Genomic DNA, 19,664 nt, shown 5'->3' with positions numbered 1-19,664 from the left:
GCGGCCACGGCCGAACTACGGCACCTTCGACGCCGCGGCCTCGTCCAGCAACCACAGGGTGCGGTTCTGTCCCTTCGGCCGGGCGGCCGGGACGTCCCCTTCGGCCAGAGCGGTCGCGACCGCCTCGGCCTTGTCCTCGCCCGAGACGACGAACCACACCTCGCGGCTCCGGCTCAGCACCGGCAGGGTGAGCGACACCCGGGTCGGCGGTGGCTTCGGGGAGTCGTGTACGGCGACCGCCGCGACGTCGGTGACCTCGAGTTGCGGGTAGCCGGGGAACAGGGAGGCCACGTGGCCGTCGGGGCCGACGCCCAGCATCAGTACGTCGAAGGTCGGCGAACCGGCCGCTTCGAGTTCGGCCACGTACGCTGCGGCGGCCTCCTCGGCGCTCTGGCCGGTGTCGGCAGGCATCGGGTGGACCCGGGCCGGATCGACGTCCAACGCGGACAGGAACGCGTCCCGCGCCTGGGTCTCGTTCCGTTCGGGGTCGCCGGACGGGAGGAACCGTTCGTCGCCCCACCAGAACTCGACCCGCTGCCAGTCGACCTCGATCCGCGCGGGCGACTCGGCGACGGCCTGGTAGATCTTCGCGGCCACCCGCCCGCCGGTGAGCACGACCTGCGCGACCCCGCCGGTGCTCTGCGCGTCGACGATCGCCGTGACGAACCGCCCGGCCACCGAGAACGCCAGGTCCTCCGGATCGGAATGGACCAACAACTCCGGATCAACAGTCACCGCTTCACCGCTTTCTTCGCTGCCCCAGACTTCTTGGCCGCAGTTTTCTTCGTCGCAGCCTTCTTGGCCGCGGCCTTCTTCACCGGCGCGGCCGTCTTCGAAGCTGTGGCGGACTTCTTGGCCACGACCTGCTTCCCGGCAGCCGACACCTTCGCCGCCGTGGACTTCCGCGCCGTCGCCCCGACCTTCTTCTCGTCGGCCGGCATCGAGTCCCGCTCCACCATGCAGGCGAGCGTCTTCGCGTAGACGTCGTCCGGGTCGAGCCGCCGCAGTTCCTCGCTCAACAGCTCGGACGTCGTACGCCGCTTCAACGCCACCGGCCGATCCGGCTGGCCCGGCACGCTGAACGTCGCCACCGCACCGTCCGGCCGCGTCAACGCGATCGCCCCGGACGGCGTGAACAGCCGTACCGCCGTGACGCCGGGGCCACGCGAGTTCCGCTGCTCGACCGGCACCTTCAACCGGGACTGCAACCAGGCAGCCATCAGATCCGCACTGGGGTTCCCGCGGGCCGCCGTGACCTCAGCCCCGGTCACCTTCGTCGGGTACTGATCCAGCGCCGCCGCCATCAACGCCCGCCAGGGCGTCAACCGCGTCCAGGCAAAGTCGGTGTCACCGGGCGCATACCCCTCCGCCCGGGCCGTGTAGTCCACCGAGGCCCGCCGCGTGGCCGCGGCGTCCGTCACCCGTCGCCGGCCGAGCTTGCCCAGCGGGTCCTCGGCCGGAACGCGCGGCCCGCCGCCCGGCCACCACACGATCACGGGGGAGTCCGGAAGCAGCAGCGGCGTGATCACGGACTCCGGGACCTTCGCCAGCTCGCCGTGCAGCCGGAGCAGCACCGCCTCGCCCGGAATCCCTTCACCCACACGGACTTCGGCGTCGAGCCCCGCCGTACCCTTGCCCGGCCGCAAGATCGCCACCAGCACCCGGGACGGGTGTTCCCGTCCGGCCTCGTTCGCGGCCTTCATCGCGTCGTGGTGCGACGCCTCGTCGACGACGACCACGATCGTGCCGACCATGCCCATCGCGGGCGATCCGGCGTTCCGCCGCGCCTTGAGCAGCGCCGACGCGATCTCGCTCGACGTGGTGTCGGTCAGGTCGATGATCATGGCCGCCTCCAGGCACGTCCGTCGCGGGCGAGCATCTCGTGCGCCGAGTCCGGTCCCCAGTCGCCGGACGCGTACTGCTCCGGCTGACCGTGCCGGGCCCAATAGTCCAGCACCGGGTCGAGGATCTTCCAGCCCAGCTCGACCTCGGTGTGCTGCGGGAACAGCGGCGGGTCGCCGAGCAGTACGTCGAGGATCAGCCGCTCGTACGCCTCGGGGGACGACTCGGTGAACGATCCGCCGTACGCGAAGTCCATGTTCACGTCGCGGATCTCCATCGCCGTACCGGGGACCTTGGCGCCGAAGCGGACCGTGATGCCCTCGTCCGGCTGGATCCGTAGGACCAGGGCGTTCTGCCCGAGCTCCTCGGTCTCGGTCTTCGTGAACGGCAGGTGCGGCGCCCGCTTGAACATCACCGCGACCTCGGTGACACGCCGGCCCAGCCGCTTGCCCGTACGGAGGTAGAACGGCACGCCCGCCCAGCGCCGCGTGTCCACGTCGACCCGCAACGCGGCGAAGGTCTCAGTCGTGGAGTTCGACGGGATGCCGTCCTCCTGCAGGTACCCCTTGACCTTCATGCCACCGGCCCAGCCGTCCGCGTACTGCCCGCGGGCGCTGTGCAGGTCCAGCCGCTCAGGCAGCTGGACGGCGTTCAGGACCTTCTTCTTCTCCTGGCGCAGCGACCAGGCGTCGAAGCTGACCGGCTCCTCCATCGCGACCAGCGCGAGCAGTTGGAGCAGGTGGTTCTGGATCACGTCCCGGGCGGCGCCGATGCCGTCGTAGTAGCCGGCGCGGCCGCCGATGCCGATGTCCTCGGCCATCGTGATCTGGACGTGGTCGACGTAGTTGCTGTTCCAGATCGGCTCGAACATCGCGTTCGCGAACCGCAGCGCGAGGATGTTCTGGACCGTTTCCTTGCCCAGGTAGTGGTCGATCCGGAAGACCGCCTCGGGCGGGAAGACCGACTCGACCACGTGGTTCAGCTCGCGGGCGCTCTTCAGGTCGTGACCGAACGGCTTCTCGATCACCACCCGCCGCCAGCAGCCGGGCTTCTCGTCGGTCAGCCCGTGCTCGGACAGCTGCCGGACGACCTCCGGGAACAGGCCCGGCGGGATCGACAGGTAGAACGCGTGGTTGCCGCCGGTACCGCGGGTCACGTCGAGCTCGTCGACGGTCTCCCGCAGCCGCTTGAACGCCTCGTCGTCGGTCAGGTCGCCCGGTACGAACCGGAAGCCCTCGGCGAGCTGCTGCCAGACCTCCTCGCGGAACGGCGTCCGGGCGTGCTCCTTCACCGAGTCGTGGACGATCTGGGCGAAGTCCTGGTTGGTGTAGTCCCGGCGCGCGAACCCGACCAGCGCGAAACCCGGGGGCAGCAGCCCCCGGTTCGCCAGGTCGTAGACCGCCGGCATCAGCTTCTTCCGGGCGAGGTCCCCGGTGACCCCGAAGATCACCAGGCCGCACGGCCCGGCGATCCTCGGCAGCCGCCGATCCTGCGGATCCCGCAGCGGGTTCACCGGACCTGTCGGCTCTTCGTCGAGCTCAGCGGTCATGGGCCGCGTTCCTCCGAGTGTCGTTCCTACTTGAACAGGGACAGGAGCTGCTGTACGCCGTTCGCCACGTCCGTGAGGTGCAGCCGCAGCACCGGACGGCCGCGCTCCGCCAGCACGTTCGCGTCACCGGCGGCCTGCGCCGAGATCAGCGTGCCGAAGCTGAACGGCCGGTCGGGGATCTCCACGTCCACCGGGTGCGCACCGGTGATCTGCAGGTACACGCCTTCCGGGTGGCCGCCCTTGTGGTACTGACCGGTCGAGTGCAGGAACCGCGGGCCCCAGCCGAAGGTCACCGGACGGCCAGTCTTGGTGGCCAGCGCCGGACGGACCGCGAGCAGGTCGGCGTCCCGCTCGGAGTCCAGGTACGCCATCACCGCGACGTAGCCCTTGTCCTCGAGCTTGCCGAGCAGCGCGTCCACCGCACCCTGCAACGAGTCGACGCCGTCGAGCAGACCCTCCGAACCGCGGACCTCGACAGCGCCCTCGGTGAACGCCGCGGCCTCCGGCTCCGGCTGCGCGTCGAGCAGACCACGCGCGGCCTTCTTCGCGCTCTCGACGTCGGGCTGGTCGAACGGGTTGATGCCGAGCAGGTACCCCGCCACCGCCGTCGCCGTCTCCCACAGCAGCATCTGCCCACCGAGCGACCCCGACGTCAGCGCCGTCGGTACACCGCTGGTCGCCTTGTCCGCGAGCAGCGCGTTGGTCAGGTCGGCCGCGTCGCTGCGCAGCTCCGGCGCGGTCACCTCGACCGCGACCGGCAGTACGCCGGTGCCGTTCTTGCCGGTGCTCTCCGCGATCAGCTGCTCGGCCCAGTCGGGGAACCCGACGATGTCCGAACCGTCAGCGGTGATGATCGCCTTGTCCCGACCCGCGCTGGCCGCCAGCACCGCACCCAGCCACAGCGCCGGGTTGTCGGTCGAGTCGGCCTGCAGCGCCGGAGCGGCCTCGGCCGCCTGGTCGAGCAGCTCGGCGATGTCGGCGCCGGCCAGACCGGACGGCACCAGGCCGAACGCCGTCAGCGCGCTGTACCTGCCGCCGATGTTCGGGTCGGCGAGGAACGTCTTGCGGTAGCCCTCGTCCTTCGACAACGTCTCGAACGGCGAACCCGGGTCGGTCACGACGACGATCCGCGACGCCGCGTCGATACCCGCGTCCGTGAACGCCTTCGCGAAGGTACGGCGGTGGCTGTCGGTCTCGACCGTACCGCCGGACTTGCTGGACACCACGATCACGGTCTTCGACAGGTCGCCGTCGAGCGCGCGCTTGACGACACTCGGGTCGGTCGAGTCCAGGACGACGAGCTCGACGCCCGCCGTACGGGTGATGACCTCCGGGGCCAGCGAGGAGCCGCCCATACCGGACAGCACGATCCGGTCCAGGCCCTCGGCGCGCAGGTCGGCCTGGAGCGCCTCGATCTCGGCCAGCAGCGGCCGCGAGGTCTCGTGCAGGTCGACCCAGCCGAGCCGGATCGACGCCTCGTGCTCGGCCTCCGGCCCCCAGATCGTCGCGTCCTTCGCGGCGATCCGGGAGGCGATCTTCTCCGCCACCAGCTTGTCGACGACCTCGGCCCAGTCGCCGTTCTCGGTGGTCACCTTCGGAGTCGTCACTTGGCGGCACCCTTCAGGGCGGCGGTGACGGTGTCCTGCAGCTCCGACCAGGACGCGTCGAACTTCGCGACACCCTCGTCCTCGAGCACCTGGACGACCTCGTCGTAGGAGATGCCGAGCCGCTCCAGGTCGTCGATCACCTTGCGGTCGGCCGCGTAGTCGCCGCGGACCGTGTCACCGGAGAACTCGCTGTGCTCCTCGACCGCCTTGATCGTTGCCTCCGGCATCGTGTTCACGACGCCGCGGGTGACCAGGTTGTCGACGTACAGCGTGGGGGAGTACGACGGGTCCTTGGTACCGGTAGACGCCCACAGCGGCCGCTGCGGCTTGGCGCCGGCCGTCTCCAGCTCGCGCCAGCGGTCGGTGTCGAAGATCTCCTCGTACGCCTGGAACGCGAGCCGCGCGTTGGCGATCGCGGCCTTGCCCTTCAGCGCCTTGGCCTCGTCGGTGCCGATCGCGTCCAGCCGCTTGTCCACCTCGGTGTCCACCCGGCTGACGAAGAACGACGCGACACTGGCCATCTTGCTGACGTCGTGGCCGTTCTCGACAGCCTGCTCCAGGCCGGACAGGAACGCCTCGGCGACGGCCTTGTAGCGCTCCAGCGAGAAGATCAGCGTCACGTTCACGCTGACCCCGGCGGCGAGCGTCGCGGAGATCGCCGGCAGCCCCGCCTTGGTGGCCGGGATCTTCACGAAGATGTTCTCCCGGCCGACGATGTCCCACAGTTCCTTGGCCTGCCGGATCGTGCCGTCGGTGTCGTGCGCGAGGCTCGGCTCGACCTCGATCGACACCCGGCCGTCCTGGCCCTCGGTGTCGTCGTACGTCGGCTTGAACACGTCGGCGCCGTCGCGGACGTCGTCGGTGGTGATCACCCGGATCGCCTCGTCGGTGGAGACGCCCTGCGCGGCCAGCCGGCCGATGATCGAGGAGTACGCGTCCGCGTCCGAGATCGCCTTGGCGAAGATCGTCGGGTTGGTGGTCACGCCGGTGACGTGCTTGTCCTCGATCAGCGCCTGCAGGCTGCCGCTGGTCAGCCGCTCGCGGGACAGGTCGTCCAGCCAGATGGAGACACCCGCGTCAGCGAGTGCTTTCAAGCGATCGTTCATGAGTCCGATGCCTTCTTCCGAATGTTCTCGTGTGATGTCAGTTGGCGTCGGCCGGTCCGACCGGCCCGGCGGCGGAGCGACCGGGCGGAACACCCGGACCGCTGATCTGGGCGGCGGCAGCGATACTGTCCTTGGCGGCCTGGACGACCGCGTCGGTAGTGATGCCGAACTCGTCGTACAGCGTCTGGTACGCCGCGGACGCGCCGTAGTGCTCCAGGCTGACCGACCGGCCCGCGTCACCGACGATGTCGTGCCAGCTGAGCGCGATCCCGGCCTCGACCGAGACCCGCGCCCGGACATCGGCCGGGATGACGGACTCGCGGTACCCGTCCTCCTGCTCGTCGAACCACTCGCGGGAGACCATCGACACCACGCGGGCCTTGACGCCCTCCTCGGCCAGCTTGGCGCGCGCCTCGACGGCGAGCTGCAGCTCCGAGCCGGTGCCGATCAGCACGACGTCCGGCGTGCCGTCGGTGTCGAGCAGTACGTAAGCCCCCTTGCGGACGTTCTCGGTCGTGGCGAAGCCGTCGGTGCCACGCGGGAAGGTCGGCACGTTCTGCCGGGTCAGGACCAGGCCGGCCGGGCGGTCGGTGTGCTCGAGGATCGCCTCCCAGGCGGCGGCCGTCTCGTTGGCGTCACCGGGGCGGACGACGTCCAGGCCCGGGATCGCGCGCAGCGCGGACAGGTGCTCGACCGGCTGGTGCGTCGGACCGTCCTCGCCGAGGCCGATCGAGTCGTGCGTCCACACGTACGTGACCGGCAGCTTCATCAATGCGGCGAGCCGCACCGAGGGGCGCATGTAGTCGGAGAAGACCAGGAAGGTGCCGCCGTACGGACGGGTCAGGCCGTGCAGGGCGATGCCGTTCAGGACCGCGCCCATCGCGTGCTCGCGGATGCCGAAGTGCAGCACCCGGCCGTACTCGTCGCCGGAGAACTCCTTGGTCGAGTACTCCGCCGGGATGAAGGACGGCTGGCCCTTCGGAGTGGTGTTGTTCGAGCCGGCGAGGTCGGCCGAACCGCCCCACAGCTCGGGCAGCTCCGGTGCCAGCTTGGTCAGCACGTCACCGGAGGCGGCGCGGGTCGCGACGCCCTTGGCGTCGGCCTCCCAGCTCGGCAGCGCGTCCTTCCAGCCGGTGGGCAGCTCGCGCTGCTGCAGCCGTTCGAGCAGCGCGGCGCGTTCGCCGTTGGCCGCCTTCCAGGTCTCGAAGCCCTTGTCCCACTCGGCTTCCAGCGCCTTGCCGCGGTCCAGTGCCTTGCGGGTGTGCGCGATCACGTCGTCGGCGACCTGGAAGGTCTGCTCCGGGTCCCAGCCGAGCACCTTCTTGGTGGCCGCGACCTCGTCGCCGCCGAGCGCCGAGCCGTGGATCTTGCCGGTGTTCTGCTTGCCCGGCGAGGGCCAGCCGATGATCGTGTGCAGCCGGATGAAGCTCGGCTTGTCGGTGACCGCCTTGGCTGCCTCGAGCGCGTCGTACAGCGCCTGGACGTTCTCCTCGTACCCGGTCCCGCCGTTCGTCCAGTCGACGTCCTGGACGTGCCAGCCGTACGCCGCGTAGCGGGCGGCGACGTCCTCGGACAGCGCGATGTCGGTGTTGTCCTCGATCGAGATCTTGTTCGCGTCGTAGATCAGGGTGAGGTTCCCGAGCTTCTGGTGCCCGGCCAGCGACGAGGCCTCGGACGCGACACCTTCCTCGATGTCGCCGTCGGACGCGATCACGTAGACGTTGTGGTCGAACAGGCTCTCGCCCTTCGGCGTCTCGGGGTCGAGGAGGCCGCGCTCGCGGCGGGCCGCCATCGCCATCCCGACCGCGTTGCCGACGCCCTGGCCGAGCGGGCCGGTGGTCGTCTCGACGCCCGGGGTGTGCCGGTACTCCGGGTGGCCCGGGGTCTTGCTGCCCCAGGTCCGCAGCGACTTCAGGTCGTCCAGCTCGAGGCCGAAGCCGGCCAGGTACAGCTGGATGTACAGGGTCAGGCTGGAGTGGCCCGCGGACAGCACGAAACGGTCGCGGCCGGCCCAGTGCGGGTCCGCCGGGTTGTGCCGCATCACCTTCTGGAACAGCAGGTACGCCGCCGGCGCCAGGCTCATCGCCGTACCCGGGTGTCCGTTCCCGACCTTCTCGACCGCGTCCATCGCGAGCACCCGTACGGTGTCGACCGCGCGCTGGTCGAGCTCGGTCCATTCAAGCTTGGTCTTCTCCGTCACGCCGGCGGCGCTCCTCTCGATGGAAGTCTTCAGGGTGTCTGCTCAGGACGAGCCTACTGTGGCCGACTCGTTCCGCTGCGCACCGTCCGACTGTTTGTCAACCGTTCAGCTCGGCGGGCTGTTCCCGGCCAACGGAGGGGGGTGGCAGAACCCTCCTACGGGGCGTCGTAGACTGCTGAATCGTCAGCGCCGGGCAACCGGCGTCAACCCAGATCTGTTCGAGGTGTTCGTGACGGCCGTCGACCCGCGTCCCGCCGCGACGACGTCGTACCCGACGCCGCTGCCGGACGCTACTGCTGTATCAGCAGCAACAGTGAGTCCGTCGGTGCGCGACGTGGTGAAGGCGTACGTCGGTCTGACCAAGCCGCGCATCATCGAGCTGCTGCTGGTGACCACGGTGCCGGTGATGTTCCTGGCCGCCGACGGCGTGCCCGGGCTCCGGATCGTGCTGGCGACGCTGATCGGCGGCATCCTCGCCTCCGGCAGTGCGAACACGATCAACTGCGTGTTCGACCGCGACATCGACGAGCAGATGCGGCGGACCCGGCGCCGCCCGCTGCCGCGGCACGCGGTCAGCCCTCGCTCGGCGACGGTCTTCGGCGTCGTGCTCGGCGTACTGGCCACCCTGGAGCTCGGCTTCTTCGTGAACTGGCTGTCCTCCGGCCTCGCGCTCGCGGCGAACCTGTTCTACGTCTTCGGCTACACGATGCTGCTCAAGCGCCGGACCGTGCAGAACATCGTCTGGGGCGGTATCGCGGGCTGCTTCCCGACCCTGATCGGCTGGACCGCGGTCACCGGCAAGCTGGCCTGGACGCCGGTCGTGCTGTTCCTGGTGGTGTTCTTCTGGACGCCGCCGCACACCTGGTCGCTCGCGATGCGGTACCGCGAGGACTACGCGTCGGTCGACGTACCGATGCTGCCGGTGGTCGCCACCCCGGTCGCCACCGCGCGGCAGATCATGGCGTACTCCGTCGTCATGGTGATCACCTCGCTCGCCCTCTGGCCGGTCGCCGGTACCGGCTACGTCTACGGGCCGGCCGCGATCGTGCTCGGCTTCGTCTTCCTCCGCGAGGCCCGCCGGTTGTTGCTCCGGGCCCACACCGGCGCGGACGGCGCGGCGCTGAAGCCGATGCGGCTGTTCCACTTCTCGAACATCTACCTGGCGCTGCTGTTCATCGCCGCCGCGATCGACCCGCTGCTGCGCTGAGCTCCTGCACCCTGTGTCGCTGGCTGCCTGCAGGGAGTCCTCCCGTTGACCTGATCGTGATCTGATGCTGCGATAGTCAGGTCTGTGGAGGGGGTTCCACACCTGGGGAGACTTCGTTTCCTAGGGCTTCAGGGGGATACATGGGGGTACGAACACGCATTGCCGCGCTCGCGGCGCTCGCGCTGGCCGGTTCGGTCCTGGTCGCAGGACAGGCCGACGCCGTCGGCAACCATTCGAGTCTGCACCCGGTCGCGACCGGACTGGACGGGCCGCGCGGCGTCTCGACGTACAGGAACCTGGTCATGTACAGCGTCACGGACGGTTCCGTGTACGCGACCAACGGGCACCGGACCTGGAAGCTCGGGCAGATCCCGGGCGGGTTCGCGCCGGCGATCGACACCGACAGGTGGGGCCGTACGTACGCCCTGACCGGCGGTGGCGGGCCGGAGGGTGACACGCCACCGGGCGGCGCGACGCTGTACCGGCTGCGGCCGGGCAAGTCGCCGGTCGTGGTGGCCGACATCGCGGCGTACCAGGCGCATGACCCGGACCCGTACAACCAGGCCGATTCGCCGACCGAGTCCAACCCGTTCGGTGTCGCGGCCTTGAGCGACGGAACCGTCCTGGTGTCCGATGCCGCGAACAACGACCTGCTCAGGGTCTGGCCGAACGGCCACGTCAAGACCGTGGCCCGGCTGAAGCCGCGCACGGTCAAGGTCCCGGCGGGTCTGCCGCCCGGCATCGGCCTGCCGCCGGCCGGTTCCCCGTTCGTTGCCGAAGCGGTGGCGACCTCGGTGACCGTCGGCTCGGACGGCTACTGGTACGTCGGTGAGCTCCGTGGAGTCCCGGCCACGCCGGGGACGTCGGAGATCTGGCGGATCCGGCCAGGTTCGGTGGGTGCGGTGTGCGACCCGGTCAAGCCGAACAAGGGCAGCTGCAAGCGGTACGCGGACGGCTACACGTCGATCGTCGACCTGGCGGGTGGCCCGCGCGGGACGCTCGCGGTCGTCGAGCTCGACAAGGCCAGCTGGTTCCGGTTCGAGTTGACCGGCCCGACGCACGGCGGTCTGTTCCTGCAGTACCCGGGCCGGGGCCACCGGGCCGGATACAAGCGGGAGCTGGTGAAGGATCAGCTCACACTGCCAGGAGGCACGGCCTTCAACCGGTGGGGCGGGCTGTACGTCGCCGGGCCGGTCTTCGGGCCAGGCGCCGTCTACAAGGTGCGGTACTGAGAAACCGCGGGGCGCCCGTCAGGTGGCGGGTGTCCCGCGTTCGCTCTGCCCGGAGGTTTCCCGGCCGGCCGGGAACGGGTGCTCTGTCGATCGGGAATGCCGCCCGATGACGCTGGGTGGTGTCGGCGCCGGTGGTCGGCGCCGCGACTCAGAGGTGGTGGCAGACATGGAAGACCGTGAGCAGATCGAGCGGAACAAGGCTGTTATCAGGCGGTTCGTCGAGGAGGTCCAGAACGGGAAGGACTTCGACGCCTACGACGAACTGAACGACCCGGATTTCGTCAACCTCACCAGCCCTCCGGGCGTCCCGCCGGATCGCGAAGGCGGCAAGGTGTTCCTGCAGGCGTTCGCCCAGGCGTACCCCGACGCGACGTTCACCATCAACGAGATGATCGCCGAGGGCGACCAGGTCGTGACCAGGAAGACGATGTCGGGTACCAACACCGGGGATTTCGCCGGCGTTCCGGCGACGGGCAGGCGCGTGACCTTCGAATACGTCGACATCATGCGTGTACGCGACGGACGGATCGTCCAGCACTGGAACATCGTGGACCAGTTCGGCTGGCTGACCCAGCTGGGTGTACTGCCAACTCCTGCCGGCGTGTGACCGGTGGAACCGGTCGATTAGGTCGCGGGCGTCCCGCGTTCGCCGTAGACGGCGGTGACGAGGGCGATCAGTAGGCCGGCCAGGAACATATGGACGAGTACGACGCCCCAAGGCAGGCCGGTGAAGTACTGCGTGAAGCCGACGACGCCCTGCAGCAGCTCGATCGCCAGCAACCAGGCGGCGAGCTTGCGCAACGTCCGCGACGTCGCGGTCACCCGGGTCGCGATCACCAGGGCGATCGTGATGCCGAGCAGGCCGAACACGACGTCCGCGTGCAGCTGGCTGACCAGTTCCGGGTCGAACCCGTTCCGGCCGGTCTCCGGATCGCCCGAGTGCGGACCGGCTCCGGTGACAATGGTGCCCAGGGCAACGGTCAGCCAGACCGCGACCACGGCGGCGGTGGCCAGCGCGCGGACCACCGGGGGAGTATGCGGGTACGGGCTGGTGCGTGAGCGGCGCATCATCGACACCGTCAGCGTGATGATCACCGGCGAGACCAGGAAGTGCGCCGACACGATCCACGGGTTCAGGCCGGTGAGCACGCTGATGCCGCCGATCACGCCCTGCAGCGGTACGCCGAGCGCGGCCGCGGTCGCCAGCCGGCGCAGGTCGCGGCGGGCCGGGCGGTAGCGCATCACGACCAGCCAGGTGACGATCGCCACGATCGCGACCACGAACCCGAGCATCCGGTTCGTGAACTCGATCGCGCCGTGATAGCCGAGCGCGGCGTGCGGGACGTACGAGTCGTCGGTGCACGACGGCCAGGTCGGGCAGCCGAGGCCCGAACCGGTCAGCCGGACCAGCCCGCCGGTCACCACGATGCCGATGTTCACCACCACCGAGGCCCAGCCCCAGCGACGTACGACGTCCAGGCTCGGCTCGGGGATCAGGCGCCAGAACCGGCTCACCGGCGCGCTCTCCTGGGGCGGGGTATCCGTGCTCATCACCGGCACACTCTAAAGGTCAGTCCCATTTGAACGTCCTGGAGACCAGGTATCCGAGCACCGCCGCCCACAGCGCGAGCGACAGTGCGGCCGCCCAGGGGATCACCCCGGCGACGGTCGAGTTCGAGATGCCGCTCGCCAGGGCGGCGCTCGGCAGCAGCCGTACGACGTTCTGCATGCCGCTCGGGTACTCGTCGACCGGCGTCATGATCGCGCCGCCCACCAGCAGCAACAGGTACAGGAGGTTTGCGGCCGCCAGGGTTGCTTCGGCTCGCAGTACGCCGGCCATCAGCAGGCCCAGTGATGCGAAGGCTGCCGTACCGCACAAGACCGTCAGGATCACGCCGAAGACGGCGTTGAAGCCACCGACGGGTTTCCAGCCGAGCGCGAACCCGGTGCCGATCAGAACGGCGAGCTGGATGAGCTGGACGATCAGTACAGCGCCGATCTTGCCCGCCAGCAGGCCGGTGCGGGAGAGGGGTGAGGCGCCGAGGCGTTTGATGACGCCGTAGCGGCGCTCGAAGCCGGTCGCGATGGCGAGCGAGGTGAAGGACGACGAGAGGACTGCGAGGGCGAGGACGCGGGGGACTGCTTCGTCGATCGGCCGGCCGCTGCCGAGGGGGAGGCGGTCGCCGAGGCCGGTCGCGCCGAGCAGGACGAGTACGCCCAGCGGGATGACGAGCGCCAGCAGCAACTGTTCGCCGTTGCGGAGCAGGAGCTTGAACTCCATCCGGGTGTGCGCGAGCACCTTGCGCGACCAAGGCGCACTCCCCGGCTGCGGTGCGTAGGTCGTCATTTCTCGTTCCTCGGTGACGTGAGTTCGAGGAAGACGTCCTCGAGGGACTTGGTGTGATGTTCGGTCAAAGCGTCCGGGGTGCCGGAGGCGATCACCTTGCCGGCCGAGACGACGTGCACCTGGTCGGACAGCTGTTCGGCCTCGTCCATCGCGTGCGTCGTCAGTACGACGGTGACGCCGTCGTTGCGGAGGTCGCGGATCAGCTGCCAGATCTCGCGCCGGCCGTGCGGGTCGAGCCCGGTGGTCGGCTCGTCCAGGAACGCGATCTCCGGGCGGCCGACGATCGCCAGCCCGAACGACAGCCGCTGCTTCTGCCCGCCGGACAGCCGCCGGTACGGCGTCCGTCCGCAACTGCCGAGGTCCAGCCGCTCCACCAGCGCGGGGACGTCGAGCGGGTGGGTGTGCAGCGTGGCGACGTACCGCAGCATCTCCACGGCCCGGACGCCCGACCAGGCGCCGCCCTCCTGGAGCATCACGCCGATCTTGGGCATCAGCTCGTCGTGGTCGGCGAGCGGGTCCAGGCCGAGGACCCGGACGCTGCCGGAGTCCGGGCGCCGGAAGCCCTCACAGGTCTCCACGGTCGTGGTCTTGCCGGCACCGTTCGGGCCGAGCACGGCCGTCACCGTGCCGGCGGCTACGGTGAGACTGAGACCGTCGACCGCGGTCTTCTCGCCGTACCGCACGACGAGGTTGTCGATCTCCACCGCGACTGGCACAAACCGCAGCATAGAGAACGGCCCGGAGTGACCTCGCTCACGCCTCCCCCTGAGTCGCGCCTGAGCCCGGGAAGCGGTTAGGGGAGCCTTATTTGAAGGCCCCGGGGAATTACGCGACACTGATGTTGTGAAAACTCCTGCGACTGGTTCGGCCGTGTCCCACGGCACCGCCGGTGCGCGGGACGAGTCCACCCGGGACCGGGTCGCCCGCTCGATCCTGACCAATGGCCCGTCCAGCGCCGCGGTGCTGGCGGAACGGCTCGAACTCACCCCGGCGGCGGTCCGCCGGCACCTGGACCACCTGCTCGACGAGGGCCTGGTGGAGTCCCGCGAGGAGCGCGTCTACGGCCCCCGTGGCCGCGGCCGTCCCGCGAAGGTGTTCGTGCTGACCGACACCGGCCGGCACGCCTTCCACACGGCGTACGACGACCTCGCGACGACCGCGATGCGGTTCATCGCCGAGGCCGGCGGTGACGACGCGGTGACGGAGTTCGCCCGCCGTCGCGTCGCCGAGGTGGAGGAGCGGTACCGGGACCTGCTCGCGCAGGCTCCGGAGGGCAAGAAGACGGAGGTGCTCGCCCAGGCCCTGACGGCCGACGGGTACGCCGCCTCCACGGCAGTTGCAGCCCACGGCGCGCAGCTCTGCCAGCACCACTGCCCGGTCGCGCACGTGGCCGAGCAGTTCCCCCAGCTGTGCGAGGCCGAGACCGAGGTGTTCTCGAGACTCCTCGGCAAGCACGTACAGCGGTTGGCCACCATCGCCCACGGCGACGGTGTCTGTACGACACATATCCCGGGTGCGACCCCCGTTACCCCTGTAACCGACGGCGAATCTGCGAGGACTGCACGATGACGCAAACCGCTCACCCCGAACTGGAAGGCCTCGGCAACTACCAGTACGGCTGGGCCGACTCCGACGCTGCCGGCGCCGTCGCGCAGCGCGGCTTGAGCGAGGACGTGGTGCGAGGCATCTCCACCCTCAAGAACGAGCCGGAGTGGATGCTCGACCTGCGCCTGAAGGGCCTGAAGCTCTTCGGCCGCAAGCCGATGCCGTCCTGGGGTGCCGACCTGTCCGGGATCGACTTCGACAACATCAAGTACTTCGTCCGGTCCACCGAGAAGCAGGCCACCTCCTGGGAGGAGCTGCCGCCGGACATCAAGAACACCTACGACAAGCTCGGCATCCCGGAGGCGGAGAAGCAGCGCCTCGTGGCCGGCGTCGCCGCGCAGTACGAGTCCGAGGTCGTCTACCACCAGATCCGTGAGGACCTGGAGGCCCAGGGCGTCATCTTCCTGGACACCGACACCGGCCTGAAGGAGCACCCGGAGCTCTTCAAGGAGTACTTCGGCTCCGTCATCCCGGTCGGCGACAACAAGTTCGCGTCGCTGAACACCGCGGTCTGGTCCGGCGGCTCGTTCATCTACGTCCCCAAGGGCGTCAAGGTGGACATCCCGCTGCAGGCGTACTTCCGGATCAACACCGAGAACATGGGCCAGTTCGAGCGGACGCTGATCATCGTCGACGAGGACGCCTACGTCCACTACGTCGAGGGCTGCACGGCGCCGATCTACAAGTCCGACTCGCTGCACTCCGCGGTCGTCGAGATCATCGTGAAGAAGGGCGCCCGCTGCCGCTACACGACGATCCAGAACTGGTCGAACAACGTCTACAACCTGGTCACCAAGCGCGCCACCTGCGAAGCGGGCGCGACGATGGAGTGGATCGACGGCAACATCGGCTCCAAGGTGACGATGAAGTACCCGGCCGTCTACCTGATGGGCGAGCACGCCAAGGGCGAGACCCTGTCGGTCGCGTTCGCGGGCGAGGGCCAGCACCAGGACGCCGGTTCGAAGATGGTGCACAACGCGCCGTACACCTCCAGCTCGATCGTGTCGAAGTCGGTGGCCCGCGGTGGCGGCCGGACGTCGTACCGCGGTCTGGTCGAGGTGGCGCCGGGGTCGCACCACAGCAAGTCCACGGTGCGCTGTGACGCGCTGCTGGTCGACACCATCAGCCGTTCGGACACCTACCCGTACGTCGACGTCCGCGAGGACGACGTGGCGATGGGGCACGAGGCGACCGTGTCCAAGGTCAGCGACGACCAGCTCTTCTACCTGATGAGCCGGGGCATGGCCGAGGACGAGGCGATGGCGATGATCGTCCGCGGCTTCATCGAGCCGATCGCCCGCGAGCTCCCGATGGAGTACGCGCTGGAACTGAACCGTTTGATCGAGCTGCAGATGGAAGGGGCCGTCGGCTGATGTCGTCAGCAGAAACCCTTGTTGCGACCGGCAACAGGGCGCACTCCCACGGGCCGGGTTCGCCGGTCCCGCTCCAGGCCCGCAACGAGCGGCCGACGTCCTATGACGTGGCCGACTTCGCGGTGCCGAACGGGCGCGAGGAGGAGTGGCGCTTCACCCCGGTCAAGCAGCTGAAGGCCCTGTTCGACGACGCGGCCGGCACCGAGACGCCGAAGGTCGACGCGTCCGGTCCGGAGGGTGTGGTCTTCGAGACCGTCGCCGCGGACTCGCTGAAGGTCGGCAAGCCGCAGGACCGCTCCGCGGCCGTCGCCTGGAACCACGCGGGCGACGCGTTCGCGGTCCGGATCCCGGTCGAGGCCGAGCTGACCGAGCCGGTGCACGTGAACGTCGCGAGCCTCGGCGCGCGCGGCTTCAGCCACCTGATCGTCGAGGCCGGCCGGCACAGCAAGGCCATCGTGATCATCGACCACAACGGCGCCGGTGAGCTGGGCAGCAACGTCGAGATCGTCGTCGGCGACGGCGCCGACCTGCGGGTCGTCTCGATCCAGCAGGGCGACCACGAGTCGATCCACCTGGGCCAGCACGACGCGCTGGTCGGCCGGGACGCGAAGCTCCACCACGTCGTCGTGACGCTGGGCGGCAAGATCGTCCGGATCGCCACCAACGTCCGGTACGCCGGGCCTGGCGGCGACGCGGAACTCCTGGGCGTGTACTTCGCCGAGTCGGGCCAGCACCACGAGAACCGGCTCTTCGTCGACCACGAGGCCGCCAACTGCAAGAGCAACGTGATCTACAAGGGCGCGCTGGCCGGTGACCACGCCCGCTCGGTGTGGATCGGCGACGTCCTGATCCGCGCCGCGGCCGAAGGCACCAACACCTTCGAGCTGAACCGGAACCTGGTCCTTACCGACGGCGCCCGCGCCGACTCGGTGCCGAACCTGGAGATCGAGACCGGCGAGATCGAGGGCGCCGGCCACGCGTCGGCGACCGGCCGGTTCGACGACGAGCAGCTGTTCTACCTGCAGGCCCGTGGCATTCCCGAGGACGCCGCCCGGCGACTCGTGGTGTCCGGCTTCTTCAACGACATCATCGGCAAGATCGGCGTCCCCGAGGTCTCCGAGCACCTGCACGACGTGATCGAGGAGAAGCTCGCCCGGGCTGCCGAGCTGAGCGAGTCCGCCAAGGCGGTTGTCGGCAAGTGAGCGACACGTTCGAGCGCGCCTGCGCCGCCGCCGACGTCCCCGACGAGGGAGTGATCCCGGTCGAGGTCGGTGGTGTCGAGGTCGCGGTCGTGAAGAGCGAAGGGCAGTACTTCGCGGTGCGGGACGAGTGCTCGCACGCGCAGATCCAGCTGTCCGAGGGTGACGTCGGCGAGTGCGAGATCGAGTGCTGGCTGCACGGGTCGCGCTTCGACCTCCGTACCGGCGAGCCGACCAGCCTGCCCGCGTACGACCCGGTGCCGATCTACCCCGTGCGCCTCGACGGCGACGACGTACTCGTCGACGTGAAGAACCCCATCAACGAAGCTTCCCTGTAAACGACGGAGATAGAGAAACCTCATGGCGACACTCGAGATTCGCGACCTGCACGTGTCGGTCGACACCGACGCCGGCCCGAAGCAGATCCTGCGCGGCGTCAACCTGACCATCGCCGGTGGCCAGACGCACGCGATCATGGGCCCGAACGGTTCCGGCAAGTCGACGCTGGCGTACTCGATCGCCGGCCACCCGAAGTACAACATCACCAGCGGCACCGTCACCCTCGATGGCGAGGACGTCCTCGACATGAAGGTCGACGAGCGCGCCCGGGCCGGCCTGTTCCTGGCCATGCAGTACCCGGTCGAGGTCCCCGGCGTCTCGGTGGCGAACTTCCTCCGGACCGCGAAGACCGCGATCGACGGCGAGGCGCCGAAGCTGCGCACCTGGGTCAAGGACGTCAACAAGGCGCTCGCCGACCTGGACATGGACGCCGACTTCGGTACCCGGAACGTCAACGAGGGCTTCTCCGGCGGTGAGAAGAAGCGCCACGAGATCGTCCAGCTGGAGCTGCTGAACCCGAAGATCGCGATCCTCGACGAAACCGACTCCGGCCTCGACATCGACGCGCTGAAGATCGTCTCCGAGGGCGTCAACCGGTTCGCCTCGCAGGGCGACAAGGGCGTCCTGCTGATCACCCACTACACGCGGATCCTGCGCTACATCAAGCCGGACTTCGTGCACGTCTTCGTCGACGGCCGCGTCGCCGAGGAGGGTGGCCCGGAGCTGGCCGAGGAGCTGGAAGCCAACGGGTACGAGCGGTTCCTCAAGGCAGGCGCCAAGTGACCGACGCCCGGACCACTAGCAGCCCCCTGACTGGGCCTTTGAGTCCGTTGGACGTGCAGTCGGTCCGGGCGGACTTCCCGATCCTGTCCCGCGAACTCGCGGGCGGGTTCCCCTTGGTGTACCTGGATTCGGCGAACTCGTCGCAGAAGCCGCGCCAGGTCGTCCAGGCGATCGAGGACCACTACCTCAAGCACAACGCGAACGTCGCCCGCGCCATGCACCAGCTCGGTGCCGAGGCCACGGCGGCGTACGAGGGTGGTCGCGACAAGGTGGCGGCGTTCATCGGCGCCCCGTCGCGGGACGAGATCGTGTTCACCAAGAACGCCTCCGAGGCGCTCAACCTGGCCGCGCACACGCTCGGCGCATCGCTCAAGCCGGGTGATGTCGTGGTCGTCTCCGAGATGGAGCACCACAGCAACATCGTCCCGTGGCAGCTCGCCTGCGAGCGGACCGGCGCGACGCTGAAGTGGTTCGGCGTCACCGAGGACGGCCGCCTCGACCTGTCGAACATCGACGAGCTGCTCACCGAGCAGACCAAGGTCGTCGCGCTGACCTGGGTCTCGAACGCGCTCGGCACGATCAACCCGATCAGCGACATCGCCGCGAAGGCGCACGCAGTCGGCGCGACCGTCGTCGTCGACGCGTCGCAGGCTGTCCCGCAGTTCCCGGTCGACGTGTCCACGCTCGGCGCCGACCTGCTGGCCTTCACCGGCCACAAAGTGGTCGGCCCGACCGGCATCGGCGTGCTCTGGGGCCGCTACGACCTGCTCGCCTCGCTGCCGCCGTTCCTCGGTGGCGGCGAGATGATCGAGATCGTGCGGATGACCGGTTCGACGTACGCCGCCCCGCCGGCCCGGTTCGAGGCCGGTACGCCGCCGATCGCGCAGGCGGTCGGACTCGGTGCGGCCGTCGACTACCTGTCCGGGATCGGGATGGACAAGATCGCGGCGCACGAGCACGCGATCGTCGAGTACGCGCTCGAGGGGCTGAAGACCGTTCCGGGTCTGAAGCTGCTCGGCCCGACCGACGCCACGGACCACGGCGGCGCGATCAGCTTCGCGCTGGACGGCGTACACCCGCACGACGTGTCGACCGTGCTGGACACCCGCGGTATCGCCGTGCGGGCCGGCCACCACTGCGCGCGTCCGGTGCACGAGCGGTTCGGAATGCAATCGTCGACCAGAGCGTCTTTCTATCTGTACACGACCCCCGAGGAGATCGAGGCGCTCGTGGACGGCCTGGGATTCGTGCGCTCGTACTTCAAGGTGGATTGAT

At 69.3% G+C, this 19,664-nt stretch carries 18 protein-coding genes; 9 read left to right on the top strand and 9 right to left on the bottom strand.

Translation table 11 applies throughout. The features are described from left to right. Positions 1-15: 15 nt before the first annotated feature. The 6 genes from pgl to tkt are packed head-to-tail and all read right to left on the bottom strand — an operon-like array spanning position 16 to position 8,304. The gene (gene pgl, locus ACZ5BU_RS11820; protein WP_465697939.1) at positions 16-735 is read right to left on the bottom strand and encodes a 6-phosphogluconolactonase; all 720 of its coding nucleotides are present in this window, start codon (positions 733-735) and stop codon (positions 16-18) included. Beyond that, positions 732-1,844: a glucose-6-phosphate dehydrogenase assembly protein OpcA gene (locus ACZ5BU_RS11815; protein WP_465697938.1), complete on the bottom strand. Its 1,113-nt coding sequence runs from the start codon at positions 1,842-1,844 to the stop codon at positions 732-734. The genes pgl and ACZ5BU_RS11815 overlap by 4 nt, the downstream gene beginning before the upstream one ends. Beyond that, positions 1,841-3,391 carry a glucose-6-phosphate dehydrogenase gene (zwf, locus tag ACZ5BU_RS11810; RefSeq protein WP_465697936.1) on the bottom strand — a complete coding sequence of 517 codons (1,551 nt, stop codon included), beginning with the start codon at positions 3,389-3,391 and terminating at the stop codon, positions 1,841-1,843. Before zwf ends, ACZ5BU_RS11815 begins: the two co-directional genes overlap by 4 nt. Positions 3,392-3,417: 26 nt before the next feature. Continuing rightward, the gene (locus tag ACZ5BU_RS11805) at positions 3,418-4,998 is read right to left on the bottom strand and encodes a glucose-6-phosphate isomerase (RefSeq protein ID WP_465697934.1); all 1,581 of its coding nucleotides are present in this window, start codon (positions 4,996-4,998) and stop codon (positions 3,418-3,420) included. Next, complete coding sequence (gene tal, locus ACZ5BU_RS11800) at positions 4,995-6,104, bottom strand: transaldolase (RefSeq protein ID WP_465697932.1); 1,110 nt, start codon at positions 6,102-6,104, stop codon at positions 4,995-4,997. The genes ACZ5BU_RS11805 and tal overlap by 4 nt, the downstream gene beginning before the upstream one ends. Before the next feature lie 37 nt (positions 6,105-6,141). After that, positions 6,142-8,304, bottom strand: coding sequence for a transketolase (tkt, locus tag ACZ5BU_RS11795; protein WP_465697930.1), 2,163 nt, complete (start codon positions 8,302-8,304; stop codon positions 6,142-6,144). A 229-nt stretch (positions 8,305-8,533) separates the two neighbouring features. Here tkt and ACZ5BU_RS11790 point away from each other — a divergent pair, with 229 nt between their 5' ends. From ACZ5BU_RS11790 to ACZ5BU_RS11780, 3 genes are all read left to right on the top strand, one after another. Then, positions 8,534-9,511, top strand: a complete 978-nt coding sequence (locus tag ACZ5BU_RS11790; RefSeq protein ID WP_465697928.1) for a heme o synthase — start codon at positions 8,534-8,536, stop codon at positions 9,509-9,511. 140 nt (positions 9,512-9,651) lie between these two features. Further along, on the top strand, positions 9,652-10,743 hold the full coding sequence (locus ACZ5BU_RS11785; protein WP_465697926.1) for a ScyD/ScyE family protein: 1,092 nt from the start codon (positions 9,652-9,654) through the stop codon (positions 10,741-10,743). A 166-nt stretch (positions 10,744-10,909) separates the two neighbouring features. Beyond that, entirely contained in the window at positions 10,910-11,350 is a 441-nt protein-coding gene (locus tag ACZ5BU_RS11780) for an ester cyclase (RefSeq protein ID WP_465697924.1), read from the top strand. A 17-nt stretch (positions 11,351-11,367) separates the two neighbouring features. Here ACZ5BU_RS11780 and ACZ5BU_RS11775 read toward each other — a convergent pair whose 3' ends face one another. From ACZ5BU_RS11775 to ACZ5BU_RS11765, 3 genes are read right to left on the bottom strand one after another with little or no spacing between them, the layout of a single operon-like run. Then, positions 11,368-12,294, bottom strand: coding sequence for a COX15/CtaA family protein (locus ACZ5BU_RS11775; protein ID WP_465699248.1), 927 nt, complete (start codon positions 12,292-12,294; stop codon positions 11,368-11,370). Positions 12,295-12,313: 19 nt separating this feature from the next. Continuing rightward, complete coding sequence (locus ACZ5BU_RS11770) at positions 12,314-13,090, bottom strand: ABC transporter permease (protein WP_465697922.1); 777 nt, start codon at positions 13,088-13,090, stop codon at positions 12,314-12,316. Continuing rightward, positions 13,087-13,806 (bottom strand): ABC transporter ATP-binding protein, encoded by a 720-nt coding sequence (locus ACZ5BU_RS11765; RefSeq protein WP_465697920.1) that lies wholly within the window; start codon positions 13,804-13,806, stop codon positions 13,087-13,089. Before ACZ5BU_RS11765 ends, ACZ5BU_RS11770 begins: the two co-directional genes overlap by 4 nt. Before the next feature lie 127 nt (positions 13,807-13,933). On the opposite strand from ACZ5BU_RS11765, the gene ACZ5BU_RS11760 reads away from it, so the two are divergent. The 6 genes from ACZ5BU_RS11760 to ACZ5BU_RS11735 are packed head-to-tail and all read left to right on the top strand — an operon-like array spanning position 13,934 to position 19,663. Continuing rightward, positions 13,934-14,659 carry a helix-turn-helix transcriptional regulator gene (locus tag ACZ5BU_RS11760; protein ID WP_465697918.1) on the top strand — a complete coding sequence of 242 codons (726 nt, stop codon included), beginning with the start codon at positions 13,934-13,936 and terminating at the stop codon, positions 14,657-14,659. Beyond that, positions 14,656-16,068 carry a Fe-S cluster assembly protein SufB gene (gene sufB / locus ACZ5BU_RS11755; protein ID WP_465697916.1) on the top strand — a complete coding sequence of 471 codons (1,413 nt, stop codon included), beginning with the start codon at positions 14,656-14,658 and terminating at the stop codon, positions 16,066-16,068. The genes ACZ5BU_RS11760 and sufB overlap by 4 nt, the downstream gene beginning before the upstream one ends. Then, positions 16,068-17,270, top strand: coding sequence for a Fe-S cluster assembly protein SufD (gene sufD / locus ACZ5BU_RS11750; RefSeq protein ID WP_465697914.1), 1,203 nt, complete (start codon positions 16,068-16,070; stop codon positions 17,268-17,270). The genes sufB and sufD overlap by 1 nt, the downstream gene beginning before the upstream one ends. Continuing rightward, on the top strand, positions 17,267-17,605 hold the full coding sequence (locus ACZ5BU_RS11745; protein WP_465697912.1) for a non-heme iron oxygenase ferredoxin subunit: 339 nt from the start codon (positions 17,267-17,269) through the stop codon (positions 17,603-17,605). Before sufD ends, ACZ5BU_RS11745 begins: the two co-directional genes overlap by 4 nt. A gap of 22 nt (positions 17,606-17,627) precedes the next feature. After that, positions 17,628-18,389 carry a Fe-S cluster assembly ATPase SufC gene (gene sufC / locus ACZ5BU_RS11740; protein WP_465697910.1) on the top strand — a complete coding sequence of 254 codons (762 nt, stop codon included), beginning with the start codon at positions 17,628-17,630 and terminating at the stop codon, positions 18,387-18,389. Beyond that, entirely contained in the window at positions 18,386-19,663 is a 1,278-nt protein-coding gene (locus ACZ5BU_RS11735; protein WP_465697908.1) for a cysteine desulfurase, read from the top strand. The genes sufC and ACZ5BU_RS11735 overlap by 4 nt, the downstream gene beginning before the upstream one ends. The last annotated feature ends 1 nt before the right edge of the window (position 19,664 follow it).

Source organism: Kribbella sp. NPDC031520 (assembly GCF_055580825.1).
Note: the sequence above shows the minus strand (reverse complement) of the source record. Positions and strands in the feature narration are given on the sequence as shown.